Source organism: Variovorax sp. GW821-FHT09D05, assembly GCF_059416325.1.
Genome location: NZ_JBWKOZ010000004.1, coordinates 619,860 through 646,125 on the forward strand (window position 1 = coordinate 619,860; position 26,266 = coordinate 646,125).

Annotated in this window: 24 protein-coding genes and 1 pseudogene; 16 read left to right on the forward strand and 9 right to left on the reverse strand. The window is 63.8% G+C overall.

Going from position 1 to position 26,266, the window contains the following annotated elements; all coding sequences use genetic code 11:
* Window positions 1–30 precede the first annotated feature (30 nt).
* The 6 genes from AC07O3_RS14070 to AC07O3_RS14095 all read right to left on the reverse strand — a co-directional run bounded on the left by AC07O3_RS14070 (window position 31) and on the right by AC07O3_RS14095 (window position 6,278).
* Window positions 31–480: a MaoC family dehydratase gene (locus tag AC07O3_RS14070; RefSeq protein WP_495339599.1), complete on the reverse strand. Its 450-nt coding sequence runs from the start codon at window positions 478–480 to the stop codon at window positions 31–33.
* A complete protein-coding gene (locus AC07O3_RS14075) occupies window positions 473–2,125 on the reverse strand; it encodes an AMP-binding protein (protein WP_495339600.1) in 1,653 nt (550 codons plus the stop codon). The genes AC07O3_RS14070 and AC07O3_RS14075 overlap by 8 nt, the downstream gene beginning before the upstream one ends.
* Complete coding sequence (locus AC07O3_RS14080; RefSeq protein ID WP_495339601.1) at window positions 2,122–2,862, reverse strand: nitroreductase; 741 nt, start codon at window positions 2,860–2,862, stop codon at window positions 2,122–2,124. Before AC07O3_RS14080 ends, AC07O3_RS14075 begins: the two co-directional genes overlap by 4 nt.
* A 16-nt stretch (window positions 2,863–2,878) precedes the next feature.
* Window positions 2,879–3,646, reverse strand: a complete 768-nt coding sequence (locus AC07O3_RS14085; RefSeq protein WP_093083000.1) for an SDR family NAD(P)-dependent oxidoreductase — start codon at window positions 3,644–3,646, stop codon at window positions 2,879–2,881.
* A 134-nt stretch (window positions 3,647–3,780) separates the two neighbouring features.
* A complete protein-coding gene (locus tag AC07O3_RS14090; protein WP_495339602.1) occupies window positions 3,781–5,121 on the reverse strand; it encodes an MFS transporter in 1,341 nt (446 codons plus the stop codon).
* 119 nt (window positions 5,122–5,240) lie between these two features.
* Complete coding sequence (locus tag AC07O3_RS14095; protein WP_495339603.1) at window positions 5,241–6,278, reverse strand: AraC family transcriptional regulator; 1,038 nt, start codon at window positions 6,276–6,278, stop codon at window positions 5,241–5,243.
* Between the two features lie 192 nt (window positions 6,279–6,470).
* On the opposite strand from AC07O3_RS14095, the gene AC07O3_RS14100 reads away from it, so the two are divergent.
* From AC07O3_RS14100 to AC07O3_RS14110, 3 genes are all read left to right on the forward strand, one after another.
* A complete protein-coding gene (locus AC07O3_RS14100; protein ID WP_495339604.1) occupies window positions 6,471–7,163 on the forward strand; it encodes a Crp/Fnr family transcriptional regulator in 693 nt (230 codons plus the stop codon).
* A gap of 109 nt (window positions 7,164–7,272) precedes the next feature.
* Window positions 7,273–7,431 (forward strand): DUF3309 family protein, encoded by a 159-nt coding sequence (locus tag AC07O3_RS14105; RefSeq protein ID WP_093083007.1) that lies wholly within the window; start codon window positions 7,273–7,275, stop codon window positions 7,429–7,431.
* A gap of 482 nt (window positions 7,432–7,913) precedes the next feature.
* Window positions 7,914–8,285 (forward strand): response regulator, encoded by a 372-nt coding sequence (locus AC07O3_RS14110; protein ID WP_307616306.1) that lies wholly within the window; start codon window positions 7,914–7,916, stop codon window positions 8,283–8,285.
* 731 nt (window positions 8,286–9,016) lie between these two features.
* Here the strand turns inward: AC07O3_RS14110 and AC07O3_RS14115 are convergent.
* Entirely contained in the window at window positions 9,017–9,730 is a 714-nt protein-coding gene (locus AC07O3_RS14115; protein ID WP_495339605.1) for a glycosyltransferase family 2 protein, read from the reverse strand.
* A gap of 218 nt (window positions 9,731–9,948) precedes the next feature.
* On the opposite strand from AC07O3_RS14115, the gene AC07O3_RS14120 reads away from it, so the two are divergent.
* From AC07O3_RS14120 to AC07O3_RS14140, 5 genes are all read left to right on the forward strand, one after another.
* Complete coding sequence (locus AC07O3_RS14120) at window positions 9,949–10,572, forward strand: Dps family protein (RefSeq protein ID WP_093172770.1); 624 nt, start codon at window positions 9,949–9,951, stop codon at window positions 10,570–10,572.
* Between the two features lie 47 nt (window positions 10,573–10,619).
* On the forward strand, window positions 10,620–11,630 hold the full coding sequence (locus tag AC07O3_RS14125; RefSeq protein WP_495339606.1) for an acyl-CoA dehydrogenase: 1,011 nt from the start codon (window positions 10,620–10,622) through the stop codon (window positions 11,628–11,630).
* Complete coding sequence (locus tag AC07O3_RS14130; protein WP_495339607.1) at window positions 11,618–12,376, forward strand: PIG-L deacetylase family protein; 759 nt, start codon at window positions 11,618–11,620, stop codon at window positions 12,374–12,376. The genes AC07O3_RS14125 and AC07O3_RS14130 overlap by 13 nt, the downstream gene beginning before the upstream one ends.
* 9 nt (window positions 12,377–12,385) lie before the next feature.
* Window positions 12,386–12,988 carry a methyltransferase domain-containing protein gene (locus AC07O3_RS14135; protein WP_495339608.1) on the forward strand — a complete coding sequence of 201 codons (603 nt, stop codon included), beginning with the start codon at window positions 12,386–12,388 and terminating at the stop codon, window positions 12,986–12,988.
* A 770-nt stretch (window positions 12,989–13,758) separates the two neighbouring features.
* Window positions 13,759–14,310 (forward strand): hypothetical protein, encoded by a 552-nt coding sequence (locus AC07O3_RS14140; protein WP_495339609.1) that lies wholly within the window; start codon window positions 13,759–13,761, stop codon window positions 14,308–14,310.
* 326 nt (window positions 14,311–14,636) lie between these two features.
* On the opposite strand, the pseudogene AC07O3_RS14145 reads toward AC07O3_RS14140, so the two are convergent.
* Window positions 14,637–14,783 (reverse strand): annotated as a pseudogene (locus AC07O3_RS14145) (metallophosphoesterase); the annotation flags it as partial.
* 199 nt (window positions 14,784–14,982) lie between these two features.
* Window positions 14,983–15,438, reverse strand: a complete 456-nt coding sequence (locus tag AC07O3_RS14150) for a CHAP domain-containing protein (RefSeq protein WP_495339610.1) — start codon at window positions 15,436–15,438, stop codon at window positions 14,983–14,985.
* Window positions 15,439–15,723: 285 nt separating this feature from the next.
* On the opposite strand from AC07O3_RS14150, the gene AC07O3_RS14155 reads away from it, so the two are divergent.
* The 8 genes from AC07O3_RS14155 to AC07O3_RS14190 all read left to right on the forward strand — a co-directional run bounded on the left by AC07O3_RS14155 (window position 15,724) and on the right by AC07O3_RS14190 (window position 25,639).
* The gene (locus tag AC07O3_RS14155; RefSeq protein ID WP_483155927.1) at window positions 15,724–16,371 is read left to right on the forward strand and encodes a response regulator; all 648 of its coding nucleotides are present in this window, start codon (window positions 15,724–15,726) and stop codon (window positions 16,369–16,371) included.
* Window positions 16,372–16,525: 154 nt separating this feature from the next.
* Window positions 16,526–18,235, forward strand: a complete 1,710-nt coding sequence (locus AC07O3_RS14160) for a sensor histidine kinase (RefSeq protein ID WP_495339611.1) — start codon at window positions 16,526–16,528, stop codon at window positions 18,233–18,235.
* Between the two features lie 130 nt (window positions 18,236–18,365).
* The gene (locus tag AC07O3_RS14165; RefSeq protein WP_307616317.1) at window positions 18,366–18,539 is read left to right on the forward strand and encodes a hypothetical protein; all 174 of its coding nucleotides are present in this window, start codon (window positions 18,366–18,368) and stop codon (window positions 18,537–18,539) included.
* Window positions 18,536–18,844 carry a hypothetical protein gene (locus AC07O3_RS14170; RefSeq protein ID WP_495339612.1) on the forward strand — a complete coding sequence of 103 codons (309 nt, stop codon included), beginning with the start codon at window positions 18,536–18,538 and terminating at the stop codon, window positions 18,842–18,844. Before AC07O3_RS14165 ends, AC07O3_RS14170 begins: the two co-directional genes overlap by 4 nt.
* 170 nt (window positions 18,845–19,014) lie before the next feature.
* Complete coding sequence (locus AC07O3_RS14175) at window positions 19,015–19,746, forward strand: sensor histidine kinase (RefSeq protein ID WP_495339613.1); 732 nt, start codon at window positions 19,015–19,017, stop codon at window positions 19,744–19,746.
* A gap of 406 nt (window positions 19,747–20,152) precedes the next feature.
* Window positions 20,153–20,524, forward strand: a complete 372-nt coding sequence (locus AC07O3_RS14180) for a hypothetical protein (RefSeq protein WP_495339614.1) — start codon at window positions 20,153–20,155, stop codon at window positions 20,522–20,524.
* A gap of 421 nt (window positions 20,525–20,945) precedes the next feature.
* Window positions 20,946–25,397 carry an RHS repeat-associated core domain-containing protein gene (locus tag AC07O3_RS14185; protein ID WP_495339615.1) on the forward strand — a complete coding sequence of 1,484 codons (4,452 nt, stop codon included), beginning with the start codon at window positions 20,946–20,948 and terminating at the stop codon, window positions 25,395–25,397.
* A complete protein-coding gene (locus AC07O3_RS14190; protein WP_093078682.1) occupies window positions 25,394–25,639 on the forward strand; it encodes a hypothetical protein in 246 nt (81 codons plus the stop codon). The genes AC07O3_RS14185 and AC07O3_RS14190 overlap by 4 nt, the downstream gene beginning before the upstream one ends.
* Window positions 25,640–26,266: the final 627 nt, after the last annotated feature.

Genomic DNA, 26,266 nt, shown 5'->3' on the forward strand with positions numbered 1-26,266 from the left:
ACGGGTCACCCCTCGGGGCGTGACCTCGACTTAGAGTTCCGGATCGAACAAGACCCTGCCGTACGCGAGCACGCTGACCCGCTCATTGGCGTCCTTCATCGAACCCTCCAGTTCGAGAACGCTTCCGTTCTTCCGGCGGGCGGCGGCCGATGTGGATGTCACGACCCACGCCAGGGTCACGGTCTCAGTTGCGAATACGGGATACAGCAGATCGACCGAAAAGCTCATGCCCAGGACATGGCCCCTCTTGGCCAAGTGAGACCCGACCAAGCCCATCAAGAGTGAGGTCGTATGCGCCCCGCTCGCGATCAGTCCACCGAATCGCGTGTTGCGCGCGAAGTCTGCGTCGTGGTGCAGCGGGTTCTCGTCCCCTGCGGCCCGTGCAAACGTGCGAACCTGCTTGTCATCGAAGCGATGGACGCGCGAGAAGCAGTACCCAGCCTGGATCGCGGGGCCCACCGCCGGCATGCACTCAATCATGAGTTGCCAACCTGGTGATGGCTTCCGTGCTTCCCGCTTCCTGGCGCAATCGGAACTTCTGGATTTTTCCGGTGGCGGTCTTGGGGAGGCTTGTGAACACCACGCGGCGCGGACATTTGAAGTGGGCCAGGCGTTCGCGGCAGAAATTCAATATCTCCTCTTCGGTCGGTGCTGCAACGCCGGCTCGCAGTTCAATGAAGACGCAAGGGACTTCGCCCCATTTCGGGTCTGGCTGAGCGACCACGGCGGCGTGCAGCACCGCTGGATGTCCATGAATCACGTCTTCGACTTCAACGGACGAGATGTTCTCTCCGCCCGAGATGATCACGTCCTTCGAACGGTCGGTGATCTGGGCATAGCCGTTCTCATGGAGCACCGCGACGTCGCCGGTGCGGAACCAGCCGCCCGCGAGTGCCTTGCGCGTGGCCGCTTCGTTCTTGAAGTAGCCCATCATCACCGTGTTTCCGCGCAGCATCAATTCACCGACGGTCTTGCCGTCCCGAGGAACAGGATCGAGCGTGTCCGCGTCGCCGACCATGAGGCCTTCGAACATGGCGGCCCTCGCGCCCTGCCTCACTCTGAGCTTGCCTTGATCGGCCGGCGGGAGGTCGTCCCACCCGTCCTGCCAGACACAGCTCACCGGCGTGCCGGATACCTCTGTGATGCCAAAGACATGCTCCACGTCGAAGCCCATGGCCAACACCGCGTCCAGCACGGAGATCGGCGGAGGCGATCCTGCGGTCAGTACGCGCACCGGCCGGCTCAACCGGGTGTGCCGCGCGGAGTCCGCCAGCATGGCCATGACGATGGGCGCGGCACAGAGATGATCGACCTGGTGCACGTCGATCGCCTGCAGTACCGCTTCGGCGGACACCCGGCGCAGGCAGACATGCGTGCCGGCTGCTGCCGTGATGGCCCACGTAAAGCACCAGCCGTTCGCATGGAACATGGGCAGCGTCCACAGATACCTCGGCGCCCGGGGAACGGCCCAGTTCGTGTTCTGGAGCAGGCTCATCAGGTATGTGCCGCGGTGGCTGACGACCACGCCCTTGGGATCGCCCGTCGTTCCGGAGGTGTAGTTCAGGGCGATGGGCTGCCACTCGTCAGACGGCCAGCGGCCCGCGAAATCCGGATCGCCACTTGCGAGCAGCGATTCGTAGTCGGCCTCGCCGATGCGCTCGCCTGGCGGTGCCAGATGATCTTCGATATCGATCACCGAAGGCGGATGGTCGAGCTTCTTCAGCGCCGCGGCGACGACAGCGGAGAACTCGCGATCGACCAGCAGCAGCCTGCACTCGCCGTGCCGCAGGATGAACGCGATTCCCTCCGCGTCCAAACGGTGATTGATGGCGTTGAGGACCGCACCGGCCAGCGGCACGCCGAAATGCGCTTCCAGCATGGCCGGTGTGTTGGGCGCGAGGACGGAGACGGTGTCGCCCGGCTCGATGCCCCGCGCGACAAGTGCCGACGCGAGGCGATAGCAGCGCTCGCGTGTCTGCTCCCACGTCCGCGTCAGATCGCCATGCACCACCGCCACGCGCTTCGGATGCACGAGGGCGGCCCTATCCAGGAAGCCAAGCGGCGTCAGTGGCACATGGTTCGCTTCGCAGCGGTCAAGGCCCGTTCCATAGGACTTCGCACTCATGGTCTTGTCTCCTTGGCGGTGTGGTGAAACGTGGTGAAGGTCGACATGGGCTCGCGCTCCGTGACGAGCGAGTTCTCGACGCAAGCAGGGTCGGCATGGCCAAGGCTCATGCCGCACACGAGCATCTGCCCGAGGGGGATCTCCAGGAAGTCGGCGATCTGACGATGGAACTTGAGGAAGGCTGCCTGAGGACAGGTGTGAAGATTCCGCGCCCTCGCTGCGATCATCACGCTCTGCAGGAACATGCCGTAGTCCAGCAGGCTTCCTTCAGCGAGCTCGCGATTCACGGTGAAGAAGAGCCCGACGGGTGCGTCGAAGAAACGGTAGTTGCGCCCATGCTGCTTGTGCATGCGCTCTTTGTCGCCCTTGGCTATTCCCAACAGGCCATACAGGTCCCAACCGACTTTTCGGCGCCGTTCTATATACGGGGAAAACCATTCGCGCGGGTAGTAGTCATAGGGCTCCTGAAGGTCCCGCGAACCTTCCGGGTCGTCGTCGAGCTCGGCCAGAGCCTCGGACAGCTTCGCCTTCGCCTCGCCGGTCAACACATGCACGCGCCAAGGCTGCATGTTCATGCCGGAGGCGCTGTAACGCGCCGTCGAGAGAATGGCTTCGACTTCCTCGGAAGGCACGGGCGTGGGCAGGAAAGCCCGTACGCTGCGCCGACTGGAGATGGCCCAATCCACGGCTTCTCTCAGGACTTCTGCGCTCAACGCGGGCGCGGTCACTCGGTTCATTCGGAAAATCCTTGCCTTACTTGGGAGCCATCCGGATCGCACCGTCGAGACGAATCACCTCGCCGTTGAGGTACTGGTTTTCGATGATGTGCAGCACCAGGCCCGCGAACTCGTCCGGACGACCCAAGCGCGGAGGGAAAGGCACCATCTGCCCAAGCGCTTGCTGCACCTCAGCCGGCATGGCCGAAAGCATCGGCGTCTCCATGATCCCCGGCGCCACGGCCACCACCCGAATGCCCACGCGCGCGAGTTCCCTTGCAACGGGCAAAGTCATGGCGGCAATCCCTCCTTTGGAGGCGGCGTATCCCGCTTGGCCAATCTGGCCATCGAAGGCGGCAACCGACGCCGTGTTGACGATCACGCCGCGCTCGCCGTCTTCTGCGGCGCTGTTCTTCGCAATCTGCGCGGCCGCAAGCCGCAGAACATTGAAGGTGCCGACAAGATTGATCTGGATCGTGCGCGCGAAGGCATCCAGGTCGTGGGGGCGCTCGCGCCCCAGCACCTTCTCTGCGGGCGCCACCCCGGCACAGTTGACGGCGCCGTGGAGGTCGCCGAAGGCTTCGCGGAACAGACTCAGCGCGTTCTCGACATCGGCCGCGGACGTGACGTCGGCCCGGACTGCAATGGACCGCTCTCCCAGCTCATCGCAAAGGGCTTGCGCTGCGGCAATGTCCCGGTCCAAAAGAAGGACGGAAGCCCCTGCTCTCATCAGGCGTCGGGCCGTCGCTGCGCCCAGGCCGGAACCTGCACCCGTGATCACGAAACCACGATCTGTTGCTTGCAATTCTTGTCTCCTTCGCGCCTGCTCACCGGCAGGCGCCTTGTCGGTTCACTCTATCCACCGTGTGCCTTTGCGGCCATGTCCGATCACGTCAGTAGCGTGGGGTATACGGACATTCCGATGCGGGCTTTTGCTTGCTAGCTGGCCAATGCGTTCACGGCGCCGGCGCGCGTCGAGTCGGCTCGCGACTGGTTCACGAACGTGACGGCGATAGCCCCTAGAAGCCCGGCAACCGCGATCGCCATGAAGTTCTGCTCCATGGGAAGCTTCAAGGAGACAAGCCAACCGATCAGAACCGGCGCGACGATTGCGCCGATGCGGCCAATGCCGGATGCGAAGCCCACGCCCGTTGACCGTGTCGCGGGCGAATAGAAATCGCCGGCGTATGCATAGGCCAGGAGTTGCGTGCCCAACGTGGAAGCACCAACGATGAACACGGCCAGGAACAGCAGCTCGGTCGACTTCGTATAGGCGAGTGCGGTCAGCGATATGGCACCTACGGCATAGAAGCCGATCAGAACGTGCTTGATATTGAACTTATCGCTCAGCAGGCCTCCACCGATCGCGCCAACAATGGCACCGACGTTGAAGACGATCACAAAGTTCAAGGCGGAGCCGAGGCTGTACCCCGCCATGGCCATCAGTTTGGTGAGCCACGAGTTCAGCGCGTAGACCATGAAAAGGCCCGTCATGAATGCGACCCAGATCATCACGGTGCTGAGCCCGCGGCCTTCCTCGAACAGGCTGCGTATGGGTGCTGCGCGCACCTTGTCGGTGGGCGATCCACCGTAGATGGCGTCCACTGCATGCAACTGCTCAGGCGCAATCCTTGCCGCCATCGCCCTGAGCTGTCGTTGGTCACCCTTCTTGACGAGGAACGACAGCGACTCCGGCATCGTCTTGAGGATGAGTGGAATCAGAAGCACAGGGAGTCCTGCCACGTAGAAAACCCACTGCCACCCGTAGCCTTCGATGAGTTGCTTGGCGGTCAGGGCGACAAGAATGCCGCCCACTGAATAGCCGGCAAACACCAGAGTCACCAGGCGTGTGCGCAGATTCGATGGAGCGAATTCGCCCATCTGCGCCGTCACGATGGGGAGCACGCCCCCGATGCCCAGGCCGGCGATGAAGCGGGCGACGCTGAAGCTGATCGGGTCGTTGGTCAAACCGGCCGCAGCGGTGAAAAGGCTGAAGAGCGCAACGCACACCGCGATCATGCGAGGGCGCCCGATTCGATCCGCCAAGGTGCCAAGAAAGATGGCCCCCAGCATCGTGCCGAGCAGCGCGGAGCCGGCCATGACGCCGGCGCTTGTTGCATCGACCCCCATGTCTTTCATGATCGACGGGAGTGCTGCCCCGACGACGGCCAGGTCATAGCCGTCGATGATGAGGATCAGCACGCACCAGAAAAGAACGAGCCCGTGGAATCCATTGAAGCGCGATCGACCCGCCAAGGCGTGCACATCGACTTGTTGCATGTTGTCTCCTGTCGTTAGTGTTGGCCGCTTTGTGCGGCGTCGACCGGAGGTTATTTCTGCAACTCTTCGGTGCCCATGCCCAAGGGCCTCAATATGGGCGGGGCGTCAGGACACGGGAGCTACGGGCGCGGTGAGCATTCCTGCGTCGTGTTGCTGGAGGAGCGATAGGTGCCGGGGCTGACGCCAGTCCACTTCTTGAAGGCGCGATGGAACGCACTCGTTTCCTGGAATCCAGTCTGAGCGGCAACCTCCGCCACGGTCAGCGACGCGCTCGAGAGCAAGTCAATGGCGATGTCCCGGCGCAGGTCGTCCTTCAACCGTTGATAGCTCAACCCTTCTTGTTGCAGCCTGCGTTGTAGGGTTGTACTGGAAAGGCGTAATTCCCGAGCGATCCTTTCCAGCTCCGGCCACTCGTCCGGCATCCGGCTGCGCAAACTCTTTCGGATCTGGGCGCTTGTACTGGCGTCGTTGCGGTATTGAACCAGCAGGTTGGCTGGCGCCGCCCGCAGAAAGCTGTCGACCGTCTCGGGCGTCTCCGCGATCTTCAGGTCCAGCAGGTCGCTCGCGAACACGATGTGCGTGGTCTTGGCATTGAAGCTCACGTTGTCGCAAAACCGTGTGCGGTAGTGGCTGTCGTCGGCGGGAGGCGCGCACCGAAACTGCATCTCGCTCAAGGGAATGCGCCGATGCACAAGCCAGCATGCCAGGCCGTGCACGAGGATGAACCAGGTGCCGTAGCCGAACAACCGGCGCAGCACGCCGCCGTCGTGGAGGATCACGCGAGCTTCGCTTTCCGTACGGATCAACTCGCCACGAAAATCGTCCAGCGTCGATCGAAGAAATCTGAGAATGCGGCGCAGGGCGTGTTCGAGGTTGTGCGAGCTGACAGCGGCACGGGTCATGAGCGCATAGCTTCCCCGCCGAAGCCCGTGGCTGTCCAAGCCGAAGAATTCGTCGTCCATCAGATCGGCAAGCGCGACCCACATGCGCGAATACGCCGCTGCGGAGATGCGCGCGCGAGGAGAGTTCAGCAACTCGCGATCCAGCTTGGCGAGTTCAAGGACATGGGTGATCTCCATGTTGCGAAGCTGCGCGGCATGAAGCGCTTCATGCACGAGTTCGATCGCGATGGTTCCCTTCAGTCCTGCGGACTTCATGCTCGTCTCCGGCGAATGGCTTTGATCAGGTGTGCGCGCTCAGCACGATCCAGGGCGGGCGGCAACGCTTCCCGGTTGCGCCGCTGGCGGCACCACGCTGCCCCAAGTCTAGGCGAGTGCGCTTCGCTCGATCCCACGACTTTGACGACGGTTGCAGACTTGTTCGGACTGCCAACGCACCGGAGGGCGAGATTGACCGCCGTCGAGAACCATCTGATCGAACTGCTTCCCGCGAAGGACCGGCGGCGCTTCCTCGCCATCTGCGAACCCATTCCATTGATCTTGGCCGACGTGCTCTGCTCGCCCGGCGAGTACACGCGCTACGCCTATTTCCCCACGGAAGGCTTTATTTCGCTGCTGACGTTGACCGGCGGCAGCCCTGAGCTCGAAGTCGGGATGGTCGGGCGCGAGGGCATGCTGGGCGCGCAAATCGTGCTGGGGGTGGGCACAACGCCCCTGCGTGCGGTTGTGCAAGGTGCGGGGACGGCATGGCGCGTCGACGCGGGTGCCTTCCGCAAGGAGCTCGAACGCAGCGTGGCCTTGCAGCGCGTGCTGAACCGCTACCTCTACGTGCTGATGGCCCAGCTGACAACCTCGGCCGCATGTCTTCGCTTCCATCAGATCGGCCCACGTCTGGCCCGGTGGCTGCTGATGAGCCAGGACCGAGCCCACTGCGACAGCTTCCGCGTGACGCATGAATTCCTGGCCTACATGCTCGGCGTGCGACGCGTGGGCATCACCGTGGCTGCCAACGCCTTGCAGCACAGCGGGCTGATTGCTTACCACCGTGGCGATCTCAAGGTGCTTGATCGCAGCGGCCTGGAAGCGGCAGCGTGCGGCTGCTACGCGGCCGATCGGAAGGCCTACGCCGACACGCTGGACTGACGCCGGCGGTCGGACAACCAGGCAGTGCATTCCGGTTTGTTCGATAGCGAACAGACTGGAATGCGCCGCCTCGGTAACTTGATATCAAGCAAGCACCTAGGAGTGAATCATGAGCATTGGCACCATTCTTCTGATCATCCTGATCCTCGTTCTGATCGGGGCGTTTCCGTCATGGCCGCACAGCCGCAGTTGGGGTTACGGTCCGAGCGGCATTCTCGGCGTCGTCGTGCTCGTGCTGATCGTCTTGTTGTTGACGGGACGCCTCTAGGCACTGCGGTGCAAGCGAGTTCATCAACCGGCGACGTCGACCTGCATCGATGCGAGGATCTGCAATGCCCATGCAATTGCTCGAGCGGCTTTGCTCCGCAGATATGCCAGTGACCATCGACGTGCACGAGGACATCGAGTAATGTGATTTGCTGCGCGCTGCAAGACTGATAGAGGCAGATCTTCCGCCGTTCATGCACTACCAAGGGCGAACAACTTACTCCGGTCAGGCCACGGTGATACGGGTGACGGCCAAGGGCGAAGCGGCCTTGAAGATGCGTGCTTGTTCCCTGTTGAACTCGACACAGCGCCTGCCGATCTGGAGGCGTCGGACGCACGATAACGGGACGGGCTTGGCTGCTGCGCCAACAAGCTGACGCGGTGTCTACCTACAACAGGGCCTCCTCGAAAGCACGACCTTCTACAGGACATTGGCAATGCGCCCCCGCATTCGATGTCGATATCCGCAGGAGGCTCCCCAAAATGACGCTTGCCGTTTTTATTGTGGAAGATGAGCCATTGATCCAAGACAGCCTCAAGGTTGTGCTCGAGGGCTACTTGCAGGCCGAGGTAATAGGTACTGCGCTCTCCGAGACCGAAGCTGTGGCCTGGCTCCAGGCGAATGAAGAGGCATGGCAGCTTCTCGTCGTGGACCTGTTGCTGAAACAGGGCACAGGGCTCGGCGTGTTGGCCGCCCTTTCAGCGCTCGGCGGGAAGAGAGGGATCGTGGTGGCGTTGACCAATGCGGCTTCTCCAGACAACCGTGCGGAGTGCATTCGTCTGGGCGCCGATGCGGTCTTCGATAAGGCAGCAGAGGTCAATGAGTTCCTCGCCTATTGCGCTGCCGTGCATTGACGGGCGGTCCCATTGATGCGCGCCTGCAGGCGCAGACAGCTATTTGTATCTTTTCGTACAAGCGCACACTCCGTCCGCCTACAGCCAGTTGCCATAAGCAATGAAAAATCCCTCTCCATGGTGGAACTGGAAAACTCAGATCAACACGGATTGGCGGCCCAGGCTGCCGAATGGCGCCGACGAGCACTCCGTGGCGATCGAGATGCCCGAGGCATCGCCCACGCGCTCGAAGTGGAAGTCCGACGGCTTCGGGGCAACGCTCCTGCCATGAGCCAAGAACTGCTAGACACTCGCCCCCTCGCCATTTGGGACTCTGCACGGCCCTGGTGGAAGCGCTGGTAAGGCAGTTCGACCGGTCATTGCACTCCCTCGTTTTTGAAGCAAGGCATCATGCTGCGCAGCCGCGGGTGTTCAGCGGGTCGGCTGCCAAGTTCTTGACGAGAAGCAGCGTCGACATGAATTGCGCGGATGGCGGCAGAGTGCGGACCTATGTCGGCGGATCCGTTTTGAATAAACCTCGAACGTTGAGCACGGCCAGGCAAACCTGAAGCGCAACGAGTGCCGTGGCAGATGTGTGCAAGGCCCAGACCACCCACAGCATATTGCTGAACAGGAATACCCAGAAGCCGATATTCCTGCGTCGCTTCGCGCTGGATGCGACTAGCCAAGCTGCCGTGAGAGATGCGATGAACGCCGGCCATTGGATCAGATCAAGGGCTTCACTCACGGCGTCACCCGCCAGCAATTGCCGGTCGCATCGCAGCGCCTGCGGATTCGGCCAGGCGTTGCGCCACGGCATTCAGCAGCGCGCCCGCAAAGCCGCCACGCGCCCGTGCATCGGTGCGAGCGCTGGTCACGACCCGCGGCAGCGAAGTCCAGGATACGCTGCAGCCGGCATCGACCAGCGCATTCACCAGGGCGACGTCCTCGCTGCACGCGAGGTGCCTGAACCCGCCGACGCGAAGATACGCCGCCGCCGAGACGCCGAGGTTTGCGCCATGCACATGGCGATGGGATTCGCAGTCGAAATAGGTCTCCCGGAAATGTGCCTCGAGCAGCGCTGCATGGCTCCCGTGAGGCGACCAGTCCAGCACGGACACCGTTCCACATACAACGTCTGTCTGAAGAGAAAGTTGAACCGCCAGCCAGTCTTCCGAGACCAGCGTGTCGGCATCGGTGAACGCAAGCCATCTCGCGCCCCTTGCCAGGAGAGCCTTCGCACCCACGGCCCGAGCCACTCCGACATTTCGCGCGCGAATGGTGACGGTCATGGCGCCACAGCTGGACGCCAGGATGCCAGTGGCGTCCGTGCAGTCGTCCAGCACCACGATCGTCTCCACGGGCTCCCCCATCAGTGCGGGGTGCTGCGATGCGATGCGCACTGACGACAGGCATCCGCGAATGAGCTGCTCTTCGTTGTGCGCCGGGATGACGATACCTAGCATGGTTGAGATCTCGTGCCGTTGTAGATCGGATTGCCTGCCAAGTACCGAAGATAGAGAGCCGCCCGTACACGCCACGTCAGGAGAAACGCGGCGGGTCTGTAGGCGACAGACATCCGGGCTCGACGAAGGAAAACAGCCGCTCGAAGCGGGCGGCCGGACTACGCGCGGGCCATTGCACGGGTGCTAGAAGTCGATCTTCCAAATTCAGGAGCGCACCCATGGCAGCATCAAAGAACGGCAAGTCAAAGGCGGCAGGCTCGCCGACTTCGCCAACCCCGGCGTCAGCGAAGGAAGTGAAGCCGAACCTGCATCAGCAGAGTCACGAGACGCAACGGTACGGGGAAATCATCAAGCTCCCCAACGGGCTGTCGGAGAAGGTCTGCAAGCAAAGCGTGGCGCTGCTGAACCAGTGCCTGGCTGACACGATCACGCTGCGCGACATGTACAAGAAGCATCACTGGCAGGTAGTGGGCCCGACCTTCAACCAGTTGCACCTCATGTACGACCAGCACTACGAAGGCCAGGTGCTGCTGGTAGACATCGTTGCCGAACGGATTCAGCTGCTTGGCGGCGTTGCGCTCGCCATGGCGCCCGACATCGCCGAAGCCACCAAGATCGCCAGGCCGCCGCGCGGGCGCGAACCGGCTGCCGTGCAATTGCGCCGGCTGGCCGAGGCGCATGAGCAGATCATCATCTCGGCGCGCGATGCGGCCGAGCAGGTCGACAAGTCAGGCGACGCCGGCAGCAACGACGTGTTCGTCAGCAACGTGCTTCGCACCAACGAACTGCAAGTGTGGTTCCTGACCGAGCACCTGGTCGCCGCCTCGCCGGTGACTGCCTGACGCCGGTCGGTGGTGCCAAAGGCTCCGTGCGATAGCCGCTGCTTCACATGTCCGAACCCGCACTCGCCGATGCCTTGCGGCAACTGCAGCTTCGCCACGGGCGCGACCTCGCGCTGAAGCATCTGGTCGACGCGGGCATCGACGTGCTGCCAAGACCGGGTGCCGGCCGGACCCTGGCGCGCTGGCGTGTGCTGGCCGATGTGGCAGCCCATGACCTTTCGTTGGTGAAGCTGTTCGAAGGGCATGCCGATGCTCTCGCCATCCTCGCCGAACTCGGCGCCGCGTCGGCCGCACCCGCGGGTGCGCGCTGGGGCACCTGGTGCGCGGAGCCGCCCGACGCGCGCGTGGTGCTCGACGCGATAGAAGGCCATCGCATCCGCCTGACGGGCACCAAGGCCTGGTGCTCGGGCGCCGCGAGCGTGACTCACGCCGTCGTGAGCTGCTGGAATGCGGCCGGCGAACCGTGCCTTGCGGCTGTGGCCATGGATCAGCCCGGTGTTCGGGTGACCGGCAATGGCTGGCATGCCGTCGGCATGGCAGCGAGCGCCAGTGTCGATGTGCGCTTCGACCGCGCGGTGGCCACGCAGATCGGGCGGCCTGGCGACTACGTCAACCGCGCCGGCTTCTGGCAGGGTGGCGCCGGCATCGCGGCATGTTGGTTCGGGGGCGCGTTCGGCATTGCGCGCGCGGTTCATCAGCGCGCGGGACCGGCGCCGGACGCTCATCGCCTCGCGCACATTGGCGCCATCGAAGTGGCCTTGAACGCCGCCGCGGCGCAACTGCGAGAAGCCGCAGCCTGGATCGACCGGCACCCCGAAGACAACGCACAGCGCATCGCCTTGCGCGCACGCCTCACTGTCGAGCAGGCCACCAACGTCGTCATGCACCACGCAGGCCGCGCGGTCGGCGCCGGCCCGCTGTGCCGCGACCCGCACTTCGCCCACGCGATGGCGGATCTGCCCGTGTTCCTTCGCCAGAGCCACGCCGAGCGCGATCTTGCGGCGCTCGGCCAGCTCGCCGCGAACGAGAAAGAGGAGCCTTCGTCATGGACGCTGTAGCACGCCGCGCCATTCGGGGCGAGGGCACCACCGAGATCGAGTGGTGCCGCTGGCCCGGCCTTGCACGTCTGCCCGCGATCGCGCCGCAAGAGCTGGTTCCGCAAAGCGCACGCGCCGTGGTCGTCGCGCCCCACCCCGACGACGAGGTGCTCTCGGTCGGCGGCCTGCTCGCGCTGTTGGCCGACTGCGGCAGGCCCGTTGAAGTGATCGCCGTCACCGACGGCACTGCCAGTCACCGCGGCTCGACCGAATGGCCCGTCGAACGGCTCGCGCGTACCCGGCCACGGGAGAGCCGAAAGGCACTGCACTGCCTGGGCCTGGCCATCGAGCCCGCACGGCTAGGCCTGCCCGACGGCGGCCTGAAGGGGCTGCGCGCCTTGCTCGCGGCCGAGCTCGTGTCTCTTCTCCGGCCCGGTGACGTGGTGTTCACCACATGGCGCCAGGACGGCCATCCCGACCACGAAGCGACTGGCGAGGCCTGCGCGCTGGCGGCCGCGAGCACGGGCGCCAGGCTGGTGGAAGTGCCCGTCTGGGGCTGGCACTGGTCCCGTCCCGGCGATAGGCGCATGCCCTGGCAACGCGCCTTCAGGCTCCCGCTGAGCGAAGAGGCCGTACGGCGCAAGCGCATGGCAGTCAAGGCGTTCACCAGCCAGTTGCGGCGCGATGCGTCCACTGGCTCGGGCCCGGTGCTTCGCGCCACCACCGTCCAGCGCGCGGCGCGCCCCTTCGAGGTGGTCTTCCTTTGAGCAGCGGCAATGAACGACCAGCGGCCCTATTTCGAATCGCTCTACGCGGCCAGCGAAGACCCCTACGCGCTGCGCCACCGCTGGTACGAGGCTCGCAAGCGGGCGCTGCTGCTGGCCGCCTTGCCGCAGGAGCGCTACCGAAGCGGCTACGAGCCCGGCTGCGGCATCGGCGAACTCACGCTCGCCCTTTCACAACGCTGCGACCATCTGCTGGCAAGTGACTTCTCGGCGCATGCCGTGGACATTGCGCGCAAGCGCACCGGCGGGCTCGCCAACGTGCATGTCGCGCACCATGTGCTGCCCGCCGGCTGGCCCCGCGAAGCCGGCCGCTTCGACCTCATCGTGCTGAGCGAAGTGGGCTACTTCCTCGACCGCAACGACATGCACCTGCTGGCCGCCTGCTGCCAAGACACTCTGGAGGCCGACGGCACCCTCGTGGCCTGCGACTGGCGGCCCGATTTCGCACAGCGCAGGCTTCCCACGCAGGAAGTACACGGCGCGCTGGCCTCGCTCGGCCTGGCACGCCTGGCGTTCCATGAGGAAGACGACTTCGTGCTCCAGGTCTGGACACGCGATGGCCGCTCGGTGGCTGAGCGTGAGGGCATCCGGTAATCGGCATCGTCGTTCCCGCTCACAACGGGAGGCGCGCGTCGGCGCGACGCTCAAGGCCATCCTGCAGTTGACGACGGATCCGGCGCTGCGCGGTACCTCGCCTGCTGCATGAAGACCACGGGCTTGCCGCGAAAGCGGTCCGCCCTCATGTCTCCGATAGCGAGCGGAGAATTCTCAGGCGTTCCTGTGTGGCTCTCAGGACGGATTCAGAAGACCAGGGGGGCAGTGCAGTGGCATGGTCTTCCATCTCGGTGCATAGGGTCGCGTCCAGTACCGGCATCAACCCGTTCATCAGCCTTGTCTCGACTGCAAGCACGACAGCGCGGTGCAGCGTGCTTGGCAGGACGCGTCCGTTCAGATAGTCAAAGACCAACGTTTCGGCAGCAAACAAGGAAAGTGACATGGCGCGGGCCTATCGACATGACGCCACAGTAGCAGTGGCCGCGGTCGAAGTCTGTTCGATACCGCGCCTATGCGTCACCGTTCAGGGTCTGGTCCAAACACCCGCCCGCGCTCACTGCCCTGCATTGCCTCGAGGCCGTCGCCGACGAAGACTGGGGCGTGTTATGCGTTCTATGCCGAAGCGCGCGTTGACCAAGGTGGAGGGCCAGGTCGCAGCGGGCGCGCATGTTCGGTATCGCACAGACAAGACGCACTCGACCGTCTACAAATATGGAGCGCAAAAGGTCTTGCACACTTTGCCGGGCGCTTCAGCAAGCGCGCAGTGAATGCATTGCGACCTCTAATTTTGAGGGCAAAGAAAGGTTCATATGAACACGCTTTTCAATATCAAGACTTCGATTCTTGTTGTCGTCATGCTGGTACTGCCAATGGCACAGGCAGCGACGATGACCAAGGCCGAGTATCAGGCCGGCAAGACTCGCATCAGCGCGGACGTCAAGGCCGACAAGGCGGCGTGCGTCCTCTTGGCTGACAACGCCAAGGACATCTGCATCGAAGAAGCCAAGGCCAAGGAGAAAGCTGCGCGCGCCGAACTGAAGTACGGCTATACCGCCAAGTCCAGCGACCGGAACAAGGTGCTGGTTGCGAAGGCGGAGGCGGGCTATGCAGTCGCCAAGGAAAAGTGCGATGACCAGTCGGGCAATGCCAAGGACGTATGCGTCCAGGAGGCCAAGGCTCTCAAGACCAAGGCGCTGGCCAACGCCAAGATGGGCAAGGAAATCGGTGAGGCCAAGGTCGATGCCAGCCAGGCAAAGCGCGATGCCGACTACAAGGTCGCTACCGAGAAGTGCGACAGTATGTCGGGTGATGCCAAGGCAAGTTGCGCGGCCGCCGCCAAGACAAAGTTTGGGAAGAGCTGAATCTGGGGAACGCTGAAGGATGCTTCACTGTGGAAGCCTGCAAGCCCAATCGTCTCTGGTCGACCACGAATGACTTGGTCGAGAACGACATCGCGAGCCTCGCCCAAAACATGAGGCAATGCGAGCGCGCACTTGGCCGTGTCCCGCGACTGCGATCGGCGGTGCAAACTGTGCGAATCGAGATCGGGGCGCACATCGTGACGTCGGCGTGCCTCGGGAGTGCCGTTGGGGCCTCCCTGGTGCTGGCGTTCGTTCACTTGGGATTCCTCTAGTTCCCTTTTTCTCGCCTTGGCTTGGTTGTCGATGTCTGTGCGCAAGTTCTCATCAAGCGCGGGCACATCAAAGAAAGCATCCGGAAGCTCGCTGACGAAGGCACCTGAGGCCCAGTCATCGGCGTAGCGCTGCGCGAGTGAACCGCGACGAGGTGCATGGTGCGTCACAACCACCGTCGGTCCGGTGAACGGTTCCAACAGAACATCAGCTCCGACACGACGGGTGATTCGCTCTTGATATGAAACAACTCTGTAGCCACGACCGATCCCATGGTTCAGAAGTAAGTGCAAGCCGGGCAATGTTCGGCAACCACACCGATAGGGTCCATACATCGGACGGCATCGGCCGTGCGGCGTGCAATCGAAAGTTCAATCGATCGTGATCGACGCATGCGGCACGTCAGCCCACGCTGCGACACCATGCATAGATGCTGCGCGGTTGCTGCTCGAAGAGTTCCGGCGAGGTGATCTTGATGGCGTCGAACGGCGCCACCTTGAAATTGACTGCCGAGCAATGCGCCACCAGGCGAGCGCGTCCATCGGCATCGGCCTCCATCACAAGCCCCACATGGCCGTAGTTCTCGCCGCTTCCCGCCTTCGGGTAGACGACCAGCGCCCCGGGCGTGGCCCTGGCCCGGCGTTCGAAACGCACGCCGGCGCCCATGGCATCGGCCCAGATGCTGTCCGTGTAGATCCAGCCGGCAGCGTCCGTATAAGGCGCGGGATTGCTTTTTCTGCCGAAGCCGAGCGCCCAGCACACGAAGCCCGAGCAGTCGCAGGCGGGCACCACCAGCGCCGGATCGTGCACGTCGAGTCCTGCTGCCAGGGCCAATGGCTCCAGGGCGTGCTGCTGCACCAGAGGAAGCGTCGGCCACAACTGGCCGACCGGCAACGCACTCGTCGGCAATGCCGCATCTGCGGACCGCCCTCCTTCACCGAGCCAATAGACAGTGCCCTGTCCACAGGCTGAATGCGCACGCGTCAGGACATCTTCAGTTCGATACATACGGCTCCTTTGGGACTTCTTCCGAAAATAACCGTGACTCCGCTGAGCGGCGATACCGCATAGGCGCTATGGCCCGGCGGCATGCGCAGGCGAAGAATGGAGTCGTACACTGCGCCCGAATACCCTGGAGTGGGAATGAAAATCCGCGTGCTGATAGTCGAGGACGAGCCGGAATTCATGCGCCGGTTCTCCAACGCCGTGCTGGCCGACCCGGAGCTTTCACTCACGGGGGCGGTCTCGACCGGTGCCGCGGCAATGGCGCTCCTGGGGGCACAACCACCCGATGTGCTGTTGCTCGATCTCGGTCTGCCCGACATGGACGGCACCGAGGTGATTCGCTATGTCGCCCTTCACCATTCGGCATGCGACGTGCTTGTGGTAACCATGTTCGGCGACGACCGGCATGTGATTGCCGCACTGGAAGCGGGAGCGACGGGCTATCTGCTCAAGGATGCGGGCGCTGACCGCATCGCCACCAGCATCCATGAACTGCACGCGGGCGGCTCCCCTATCAGCCCCGGCATCGCGCGTCGCATCCTGGCGCGGATGCGCACGGCCACGACCCAACCGCGTGACGAAAGCCCGCGCGACGCGGTGCTGACACCACGGGAAACGGAGTTGCTGCGCCTGACGGCCAAGGGCCTGAGCTTCGACGCGATCGGGCAGCTCCTGGAGATCTCGCCGCACACCGTGGTGGCGCACGTCAAGAAGATCTATCGCAAGCTGGCAGTGCACTCGCGCGGGGAGGCTGTCTACGAGGCCAATCAGATGGGGCTGCTGTGACATGGCCAGGATTTCGGTGCCTGTTGTTGGTCGCGCTGATCATCGGCGGCGCCACCGATGCAAGGAGTGCCGACCAAGCGAATGAATCCGCATCGCCGCAGCACGCGTTGCGCCTAGGTGCCTCCGGACTCACGCCGCCCGCACCCGATGCCCCATGGCAAAGCGTGACGCTGCCCAGCGTCGCGCCGCAGCTCGGTGCTGCAGCCCCTCAGGGCCCGACCTGGTTCCGCATCGACTTCAAGCATCGCCCAGGCCCTGGGCCGTTTATCTGCCCTACCTGTACGGCGGCGGGCAAGTCTGGCTCAACGGCCAACAGGTGGCCAGCGTGCCGGAGTCGACGGACCAGCTGCGCGTGCGGTGGGAGCGCGCGCACCTGCTGCCCTTGCCCGACAACCTGCTGCGCGATGGCGACAACGAATTGATGGTGCGTGCGGCTCCCGCACTGGGGGAGCACAGCCTGCGCTTTCCGCGCGTGGACATCGGCCCCGTGGTCACGCTGAGCGAAGCGAACGACCGCCGCCAGTTCTGGGTGCGGACCGCGCCACAGCTCACCGTGCTGGCCTGCCTGATCGTCTCTGTATTCGTCCTGTTCATCTGGTGGCGACGCCCGGGCGAGGTGCTCTATGGGCTGTTCGGGCTCGCAACCGTGTTCTGGGGAATCCGCACGCTGACCTTTGTGATCGAGGTGGTGCCGGTGGAGCGCTGGCAGCTCTGGCGGCTCGTCTACCTGGCCGCCACCGGTGGCTTCGTCGTGGTCATGGCGCTCTTCGCCATGCGCTTCGCCGGCCTGCGCCATCGCGGGCTCGAACGCGCACTGGCTGCGTACTGGTTGATCGGCCCGGTGTGGCTGCTGCTCGCCGGCTCCGCGGGCGAACCGCTCGTCAACCGCATCTGGAGCGGCGGGCTGATACCCATCGGCATCGGAATCATCGCCGTCTCGTTCTGGGCCGTGTGGCGCGAGCGCAGATGGGCTTCGGCAGTCATGCCGGCGGTTCTCACGCTGGCAACGCTCGCAGGCGTGCATGACTACCTGATTTCGTGGGATGCGGGGCTCATGGAGCGCGTGCTGCCGGGTTGGGCGGGGCACCGCCTGTTCATGCTGCACCACGGCGCCAACCTGATGCTGTTGACGATGGGCGTGCTGTTGTCGCTGCGCTTCACAAGGGCTCTCACCTCATTGGAGCAGCTCAACGAATCGCTGGAGTCGCGCGTGGCCGACCGGGAGCGCAGCCTGTCTGCCAATTACCTCCGCCTGGCGGCGCTGGAGCGGCAGAACGCCGCCGCCGAAGAGCGACAACTCATCATGCGAGAGATCCACGACGGCCTCGGCTCGAAGCTCTTCACTTCGCTGTCACGGGTGGAACGCGGCGACATGAGCCACCTGCAGATCGAAGAGTCGCTGCGCGCCTGCATCGCCGACATGCGGCTCGCGCTGGACGCGCTCGCGCCGGAAGACCACGACCTGCGCACCGCCCTGGGCGACTTCCTGTTCCGCTGGCAGGGCGAACTCGAAGCAGCTGGCGTGCGGGCCGCCTGGACCATCGACATGCCCGACGAAGCCCCGGGCGTGCCGCCCCACACGACGCTGCAGATACTGCGCATTGCGCAAGAAGCGCTGACCAACGTCGTGAAGCATGCGCGCGCGAGGCAGGTGGAGCTTCGGCTGCAGCGGGCCAACGGACTGCTGCGGCTGGAGATCCAGGACGACGGCCTCGGTGCCGGCCTGGCGCCCGGCGCCCAGGGGCGCGGCATCGTCAACATGCGCGCTCGCGCAGAGAGGCTCGGCGGCACGCTCGAGCTGCGGCAGGACGCGCATGGAACCTGCGTCGTGCTGAGCGCTCCCCTCGCATCTTCTGCCGCCTGAGCCGGAGTGCTCCGCGGCCCATCCCGCAAACACGCGAGGGCTTGGCCCGAAGACGGTATTCCGCAGCAGCACCGCGATTTCTACATTGGATGCTATGCACAGACATGACATTCCAGAGGAGCGCGAACGCATGACCCCACAATCCGGGCCCACCGACGACACCCTGTCGAGGGTCGGCCGCTGGCTGCTGGCGATCGCAGTGGTTGCGCTGGCCTCGCTGATCCTCTGGATGGCAGGATGCGGCAACCGGCTATCGACCTACGGCGTGAACGGCACCATCCACATCGGGGAGTCGATCACATGAGCCCCGCCGGTGATCTGCAGTCTTCGGCCACGTTGATGTCGATCGTGAGCTGGCTCTACCTGGCGACCAACTCCGTGCGCGCCGTTACCTACGTGCCGCAGATCGTCGCCGTCTGGCACTGCACGGACGGCGCGCGTGCGATCTCTCTCGTGACCTGGAGCTCCTGGGTGCTCGCGAACCTCACCGGTGTGATGTACGGCGCCTGGGTCGTGCGCGACGGCCTGTTCGTCACGATCTCGGCCATCAACCTCGTGTGCTGCGCCACCGTCGCGTTGATCGCGGCGCGCCGCAGGGGACTGCTCTAGGAGATGTCTGTATAAACTCGCTTCAGCACATGCTTCGGTTCTTCGGCTTTCCCCTGCCTGTGCCGATTGAGGGGACGTCGCAGCTGCACCGCCGCAGGAACACATTCGACAGCGGCCCGCTCCCGGTGCGTGCTCCTCCACCGCAGCTTCAGCCTCCTGTCGAGCAGGCCATGGCCGAGCTCTTGCGAAAGAACCAGTTGCTCGAGACCTCCGGCCGCGCGAAGGTCTGCCTCTTCGCTGCCGCAATCCACGACCTGCGGCAGCCGCTGCAAGCCCTGATGCTGTTCTCGAACGCGCTGTCGAGCGCCGATCTCGACACCGATCGGCTGCACCGGCGCATCGAACAGATCCGCCAGTCCGTCGACTTTCTCGATCGGCTGTTGACCGGGCTGCTGGACCTGACGCAGATCGAGGCGGGCCGCACACCACCCAGGTGCGCCGATCTGGCGCTCGATCCGCTGCTCGACGAGGTCCGGCATCACTTCCGCGCTGTGGCCGAGGCGCAGGGAGTGCGGCTGGTGGTGCGCCCCACCGGCGCATGGGCGCGCTGTGACGGCGTGATGCTCGCGCGGATCCTCAACAACCTGGTGAGCAACTCGCTGCGCCACACACACCACGGCGGCGTACTCGTGGGCGCGCGGCGGCATCGGGAAGGCATTCGCATCGATGTCTGCGACACCGGGGTCGGCATTCCACCGCAGCATCAGACGCGGGTCTTCGAGGCGTTCTACAGGATCGATGCCCCCGAACAATCAGCCGCGCGCGGACGCGGCCTGGGTCTGGGGCTGGCCACGGTGCAGCGACTGGCCGATCTGCAGGGCGCGACGGTTCGGTTGCGCTCGCGGCCCGGCCAGGGCACGGTGGTGTCCGTCGTGCTGCCCGCAGCGCGCAGCGCCGGCTGAGCACTTCAATCGGGCCTGGGCGGCCACACTCCAGGAGCGGATCTGGTGCGAAATGTGTTAGGTGGTCTGGTGCTCCTCGGCTACGTTGGCCTCGTCTGGTACGGCGCGACGGGCAAGACGGGTGTAAGCGACGTTGATAGATGCGAATCGCCCCGGATTTACTGCCACTGAATGCGAATAAACCGGGAGTCGTGATCGCAAGCAGAGCTCGGCAGGCGAGTTTGCCACTGGCTGAGGTCGCAGGTCACGGATGATCGCTGCGGGTTTGCAAGCTGCACTTCGGCGCGCCAGCTCCGGCCTGCAACGTGACATTTGGGAACGTTCTTCACCGTAGCGATGTGCGCGGCGTCGCACGACAGGGCGTTGGATACGCATCAGGGCGATTTCTCGCTCTCCAGGAGATGAAATGACGTTTTCGCGAACCGTTTTCAAGCTAGCTGCTGCGGGTTTCGTTGCCGCCGGTACCTTGTTTACCGCCGCATCGGCCAATGCGGGCACGAGTTGGTCCATTGGCGTCAGCGTACCCGGCGTGGTCGTGAGCGAGCCCGCACCGGTCTACTACGCGCCCGGGCCTGCTTATTCACGTCCAGCCCCGACCTACTATCAGCCTGCACCGCCGGTGTACTCCGTTCCGGCACCTGTCTACTACGAGCCTCGCTCTCATTGGGAGGAACGTCGTGCAGAGCGATGGGAAGAGCGTCGCGCGGAGCGTCGTGAATGGCGCCGCCGGCAATGGGAGCGCGAGCAGCACCGCCGCTACTACGAAGATCGTGACTGATCTTCGGGGTCATCGGTGTGCATAGTTTTTGAGCCGCTGTCGCTCAAGCAATACATGCCTGCAAGCTGACTAAGCATGAAGAGCGACAGCGGTCGGCATCGAGGCGGGTCCCTGAGCGGCTTTTTTCTCCCTGGCCTCTACCAGCGCCGAACCGCTGTCGAGAGGCAGTGTGCGCGCCCCCATCAGAGCCAACGTGAAGTCTGTGCGGGAGTTCCGCGAAACGATACCTGTTGTCCTGTGAGGTGCGACCTCGAAACCTCGGGTGAAGTCTTGAGGAGGTCAAAGTAATCCTTTCGAGGAGCAATCACAGAAGCCAGAAATGGACATTTGATTGCTTCATTGAACATGTCGTTACGCTCGTTCCGATCATTGCCACACAGCGCAATGCATCCGAATTCAAAAGAATCAACGAGGGTCACGCATGCATTTCGACGCGACTGCCGCGCACGGCAGCTTCAACCATCGCCAGCTCAAGCGACTCGCCCTGCAAGGCGCTGCAGTGCTCACGCTGCTGGGCATTTCCGGATGGGCCCAGGCGGCCTGCTCACTGAACTTCACATCGCCCAGTAAGGGTGCCAAGGTCACCTCGCCCAACATCACGGTGTTTGGGACCGGCGGCGGTGATGCCACCACCGGTGACGCCGGCACCGTGACCGCCACGCTCAACGGTTCGCCGTTCTTCAGCTACTCCGGGTCCTTCACCGCCGTCGTGTCGTTCCTGGAAGGACGCGGCGTGCCCGTCACGCTGCGTTCCGGCCCGAACTACCTGGCAGTCTCCGGCAGCGTCGGCGGATGCAGCGCGTCGGACTACATGACGGTCTACTACGACACCTCCGACGTCATTCCGCGCAAGAACAAGGGCGACGGCACCGAGCGCAACGGACCGCAGTCGTGCACCGGCAACCCCATCAACTTCGCGATGGGCAACAAGGTACAGGAGGAAGAAGACTTCCGCAGCGCGTCCACGCAATATCCTCTGCGGTTCGCACGCATCTTCAACAGCGCCGACGGCTACTGGCGCTACTCGTACGCCATGCGCCTGAGGATCAGTGCGACCGAGGCCGTGCTGCTGCACGCAAATGGGCGTGAGTCGCCGTTCGCGCGCAGCGGCTCGACCATCACGCCCGATGCGGACGAACTCGGCACACTCACGCAAACGGGTTCCGGCTGGCTTTATGTCGACGTGGACAACACCCGGTACGAGTTCAACACCACCGGCCGCCTGACGAAGCAGACCCATCCCGATGGCTGGTATCACAGCCTCTCTTACGGCACCAATGGCTCCGTGACCGTGACGGACGGCTTCGGCAACAGCATTAGCTACACGGAGGACGCCCACTTCCAGCCGCGCACGCTGACCACGCCCAACTTCAGCGTCGCCTACAACTACGACACCACCAACCGGCTCACCTCTGTCACCAAGACCGCCGGCTCCAACGTGACGAGCCGCACGTACCACTACGAGAACGCCGCCAACCCGCGCTTTCTCACGGGCGTGACCGATGAACTGGGTGTGCGCTTCGCTACCTACGCCTACGACTCGCTGGGTCGCGCGACGAGCACCACGCACGCAGGCAATGCCGGGCTCACGCAAGTGGCCTACAACGCCAACGGCACGACGACCGTGACCGATCCGGTGGGCCGGGCCACGACCTATCACTACGTCGTCGTCAATGGCGTCAAGCGCATCTCCCAGATCCAGGGCGAGCCGGCACCGGGCTGCCCGGCCAGCAACTCGTCGTTCACCTACGACGCCCGAGGCCTGCTGTCGAGTCAGACCAATGCGACCGGCAGCGTCACCAGCTTCAACTACAACACCCGCGGCCTGGAGGCTTCGCGCACGGAAGCGCTCGGCGCACCCGAGCAAAGAGCCATTGCCACGACCTGGGACACCACGCTACCGGTGCCCACGCTCATCGCGCGGACCGGCCAGGAGGCGGCGTACACCTACGACACCAGCGGCAAGCTGCTCACCGAGACGATCACTGACACCGGCGGCACATCCGGCACCGCTCGCACAAGCCAGCGGACCTACACGACCGAAGGCCTGGTCCATACGCACACCGAACCCAACGGTGCCGTCACCACCTACGCGTACGACACCCGCGGGAATGTGCAGAGCGCGACCAACGCGCTGGGCCACATCACCGCCTACACCTACGACACGGCCAACCGCCTCACGAGCCAGACGGACCCGAACGGCCTGGTCACCACTTTCACGTGGGATGCGTACGACCGGCTGCTCACGCGCACCGTGGGCACGGGACCTGGGCAGACCACGACCCTGACCTATCACCCCACCGGCACGATTGCGACCACCTCGCTGCCGACCGGGCTGGTCACCAGCTACACCTATGACGCTGCGCAACGCCTGACCGGCTGGAGCAACAACCGTGGCGAGAGCGGCACCTACACCCTCGATGCGGCCGGCAACCGCCTGACGGAGCAGACACTCAACAGTTCCGGCTCGATCGCGTGGACGACTGCGCGCACGATCAACAAGCTCAACCGCGTCGCCACCCAGACGCAAGGGACCAATCAGAACGAGAGCTTCAGCTACGACGCGAGTGGTGATCGCATCGCCCAGACCAATGGGCTGAACCAGACCATGAGCTGGAGCCTCGACGCGCTGGCCCGCGTCAAGACCATCACTGACGCGGCCAACGCCAGTGCCGGCCTCGGCTACAACGCGCTCGATGCCATCACCCAGGCCAGCGACTTCAACGCGGTCGCCACCAGCTACAGCCGCGACGCGCTGGGCAACGCCACCGCAGAAGCCAGCGCTGACAGCGGCCCTCGCAGCAGCCAGTACGACGCCCTCGGCCTGCCCAGCCAGATCATCGATGCGCTCGGCCAGGCCACGAGCATCACCCGCGATGCGCTGGGACGTCCGACCAGCCTCGTCTTCGCCGACGGCAAGACCACGACCTTGCGCTACGACCTGAGCACCAACAGCAAGGGCTACCTCAGCGAGATCATCGACCGCTCCGGCATCACGGAGTACACGCGAGACATCCACGGGCGCGTCACTCTCAAGAAGCAAACCCTGGCGACAGGCGCAACTACGGGCAGCGTTCAGCAAGTTGCCTATACCTACAACACCGCCACCGGCCAACTCGCCAGCGTCACGTATCCGGGCGGCGGCGTGCTCAGCCACTTCTACGACACGACCGGCCGCCTTCTGCAGCTCGGCTGGAACGGTGCCCCGCTGATCGATGCCGTCACCTGGAATGCCCTGGGCCAGCCCACGGGATGGAACTGGGCCTTCACCAGCACCAGCCCGAAGCTCGCGGCCAACCGCAGCTACGACAGCGCCACGCGTCTCACCCAAACCGAGTTCAGCAGCTACACCTACGACGCGGCCGGGCGCATCGGCAGCCTTACGCAGAACCTGTGGGGCCCTGCCGACAGCGATCCGACTCACACCACCATTGCAGTGGCCGACAACACCTGGATAGTCGGTTACAGCGCGACGGGCCGCATCGTCAGCTTCACTGGTCCTGGCGACAGCGCCAGCTTCAGTTATGACGCCAACGGCAACCGGATGGCGAGTACCCGGGTTCTGGCAGGCCAGACCACCAGCCGCGGCTACACCCTGGAGTCGGGCAGCAACCGCCTCGCCGGCTTCAGCCAGACCATCAACGGCACCAGCAGCACCAGCGTCGCCTATGGCTACAACGCCAACGGCGACCTGACGAGCGATGGCCTCAGAAGCTATGGTTACGACGCGGAAGGCCGCCTGGCCACGGCCACCACGGGCGCCAACGATGTCAGCCCGACCACGCGCTACGCACACAACGCCTTGGGCCAGCGCGTGTTCAAGACCGAGCCGCTGTACCCGCCCAGCCAGGGCGACGAGAACGACCCGGGCTTCTGGAACAGTCTCGTGGCGTTCTTCACCAAGCTGTGGAGCCCGACCACGACACAAGCCGAGCAGCTCGGCTACGCCTATGTCTACGACGAACAGGGCAGCCTGATTGCGGAGGTGGGCAGCGGCGGCACGAACAGTTCGGGCGAGGCGCAGTACATCTACCTGCCGACAGCCAATGGGCCGATGCCGATCGTCGCCGTGGTCAATGGCACCACGTATGCGGTGCACAGCGATCACCTGAACACGCCGCGCAAGCTCACCGATGCGACCGGACAGGCAGTCTGGCAATGGGGCTACAGCGCGTTCGGAGAGGACAAGCCGACGCTGGCGAAGAACCGGTTCGCCAATCTGGAGGTGACACCGAATCCAGGCACCACGAACATCGCAGAAGTGAAGTTCAACCTGCGGTATCCGGGGCAGTACGCGGACGAGGAGTCGGGACTGTTCTACAACTACTTTCGCAGCTACGACGCGAGGTTGGGGCGCTACAGCCAGCCGGACCCGATCGGGCTGGATGGTGGGTGGAATCGGTTCGGCTATGTCGATGCGAATCCGCTGGGCTTCACGGATCCGGAAGGCCTGAGGAACCTGCGGCAGGCGACGCCGGGAGGCAACGCCTACAACCGACGCCAGTGGGAACGGCATGGCCCCGGGTCCATCCAGACACCGCAGAGCAATCTTCCACGCAGTGCTGCGTATGAGGCTGGGGCAAACATGACCCAGACCCCCAACCCTGCATACCCAGGGGCTCCCTTGGATTTGCCATGTGTCCAGTGGGATTGCTCGAGCGGATCAGTCTGCAGGCCCAATGACATCAAGAGTTCGACGGACTTTCTGCCTCCTGCACGCTCCACCGCCGATGCGCCTGCGGGGTGTCGCTGTATATCGGCGGGCAGAGATCCCGCGTTTCAGCTTCCGTACGATCCGAGCATCGATCCCTATAGCAACGCGAAGGACGTGAAAGACAACTGGCGCTCCGGTACCAGATTGCTCCGGCGATGAAAGGAATCTTGTTCTTCACTGGTTGCGCACTGATCGCCATCGCGATGGGCATGCCAGAAGGTTTGCCAACGCATAGCGGTGGGATGAAGTCACCGCTTCCTTATTTCTTCTACTGGCTGACACGTCTCATCGACCCTTGGGGAGGGAAGTACTTGGTCGTGCTTGTTGGCTTGGCCATGGTCGTTTCCTCCTTCTTCATCCCCAGGCGTTCGCGCGAATCGAAAGGCGACGGCGATCAGTAGCCGGAGGCGTCGATGCTGTTACGAGGCGAGTCGGTTGCCTTTCTCTGGCCGACGAAGTGCCGTGTTCGGTCTTGTTCTGGGATCTATCGGAATGGCTGTGGATTTCCGCCCTCGCTCGACCCACATTTCCATCGAGCGTTGACCCGTTGCAATGTCCTTCCTGAGCATTGTTCATCAGGCAGGCTGAATGCTGCATGCGGCTCAACGCCTCACGGAAAACTGGGGCGCTTCGAGATGGAAATCAACACCCAGGAGTGTTTACGACACTATTGCCCCGTTTACGACTTTATTGAGCCAGATCAACCAGTTGTTCTTTGCCAATAATGTCCGAGACACGATCATCAGCGAAATGTCGGAACGACGACTTCGCCCAGACGCTCTGAAGTCTGAGACAACCGCGCGAGTCGACTCCGTATGGCGCAAACCGCGAGCAACAAAGTCCGAGACAACCCCCCGGGCTACATAAGTCGCGCTGCTTTGCCGGGTAAGGTTGAGTTTGACGCGCGTCAGTAACTAGAAGTTGTCCCGGAGTTCCGTCTTTTACCCACCAAGCCGCCGTCCTTTTGCGCCGACACTCATGGCTTGAAGCGCGCATTGACCTAGGTAGAAGAAAGACGGCTGGGATTT

Coding starts and splice junctions, on each gene's coding strand:
- AC07O3_RS14070 (WP_495339599.1), bottom strand. CDS start 480: ATGATTGAGTGCATGCCGGCGGTGGGCCCCGCGATCCAGGCTGGGTAC.
- AC07O3_RS14075 (WP_495339600.1), bottom strand. CDS start 2,125: ATGAGTGCGAAGTCCTATGGAACGGGCCTTGACCGCTGCGAAGCGAAC.
- AC07O3_RS14080 (WP_495339601.1), bottom strand. CDS start 2,862: ATGAACCGAGTGACCGCGCCCGCGTTGAGCGCAGAAGTCCTGAGAGAA.
- AC07O3_RS14090 (WP_495339602.1), bottom strand. CDS start 5,121: ATGCAACAAGTCGATGTGCACGCCTTGGCGGGTCGATCGCGCTTCAAT.
- AC07O3_RS14095 (WP_495339603.1), bottom strand. CDS start 6,278: ATGAAGTCCGCAGGACTGAAGGGAACCATCGCGATCGAACTCGTGCAT.
- AC07O3_RS14105 (WP_093083007.1), top strand. CDS start 7,273: ATGAGCATTGGCACCATTCTTCTGATCATCCTGATCCTCGTTCTGATC.
- AC07O3_RS14110 (WP_307616306.1), top strand. CDS start 7,914: ATGACGCTTGCCGTTTTTATTGTGGAAGATGAGCCATTGATCCAAGAC.
- AC07O3_RS14115 (WP_495339605.1), bottom strand. CDS start 9,730: ATGCTAGGTATCGTCATCCCGGCGCACAACGAAGAGCAGCTCATTCGC.
- AC07O3_RS14120 (WP_093172770.1), top strand. CDS start 9,949: ATGGCAGCATCAAAGAACGGCAAGTCAAAGGCGGCAGGCTCGCCGACT.
- AC07O3_RS14125 (WP_495339606.1), top strand. CDS start 10,620: ATGTCCGAACCCGCACTCGCCGATGCCTTGCGGCAACTGCAGCTTCGC.
- AC07O3_RS14130 (WP_495339607.1), top strand. CDS start 11,618: ATGGACGCTGTAGCACGCCGCGCCATTCGGGGCGAGGGCACCACCGAG.
- AC07O3_RS14135 (WP_495339608.1), top strand. CDS start 12,386: ATGAACGACCAGCGGCCCTATTTCGAATCGCTCTACGCGGCCAGCGAA.
- AC07O3_RS14140 (WP_495339609.1), top strand. CDS start 13,759: ATGAACACGCTTTTCAATATCAAGACTTCGATTCTTGTTGTCGTCATG.
- AC07O3_RS14155 (WP_483155927.1), top strand. CDS start 15,724: ATGAAAATCCGCGTGCTGATAGTCGAGGACGAGCCGGAATTCATGCGC.
- AC07O3_RS14160 (WP_495339611.1), top strand. CDS start 16,526: ATGGCAAAGCGTGACGCTGCCCAGCGTCGCGCCGCAGCTCGGTGCTGC.
- AC07O3_RS14165 (WP_307616317.1), top strand. CDS start 18,366: ATGACCCCACAATCCGGGCCCACCGACGACACCCTGTCGAGGGTCGGC.
- AC07O3_RS14170 (WP_495339612.1), top strand. CDS start 18,536: ATGAGCCCCGCCGGTGATCTGCAGTCTTCGGCCACGTTGATGTCGATC.
- AC07O3_RS14175 (WP_495339613.1), top strand. CDS start 19,015: ATGGCCGAGCTCTTGCGAAAGAACCAGTTGCTCGAGACCTCCGGCCGC.
- AC07O3_RS14180 (WP_495339614.1), top strand. CDS start 20,153: ATGACGTTTTCGCGAACCGTTTTCAAGCTAGCTGCTGCGGGTTTCGTT.
- AC07O3_RS14185 (WP_495339615.1), top strand. CDS start 20,946: ATGCATTTCGACGCGACTGCCGCGCACGGCAGCTTCAACCATCGCCAG.
- AC07O3_RS14190 (WP_093078682.1), top strand. CDS start 25,394: ATGAAAGGAATCTTGTTCTTCACTGGTTGCGCACTGATCGCCATCGCG.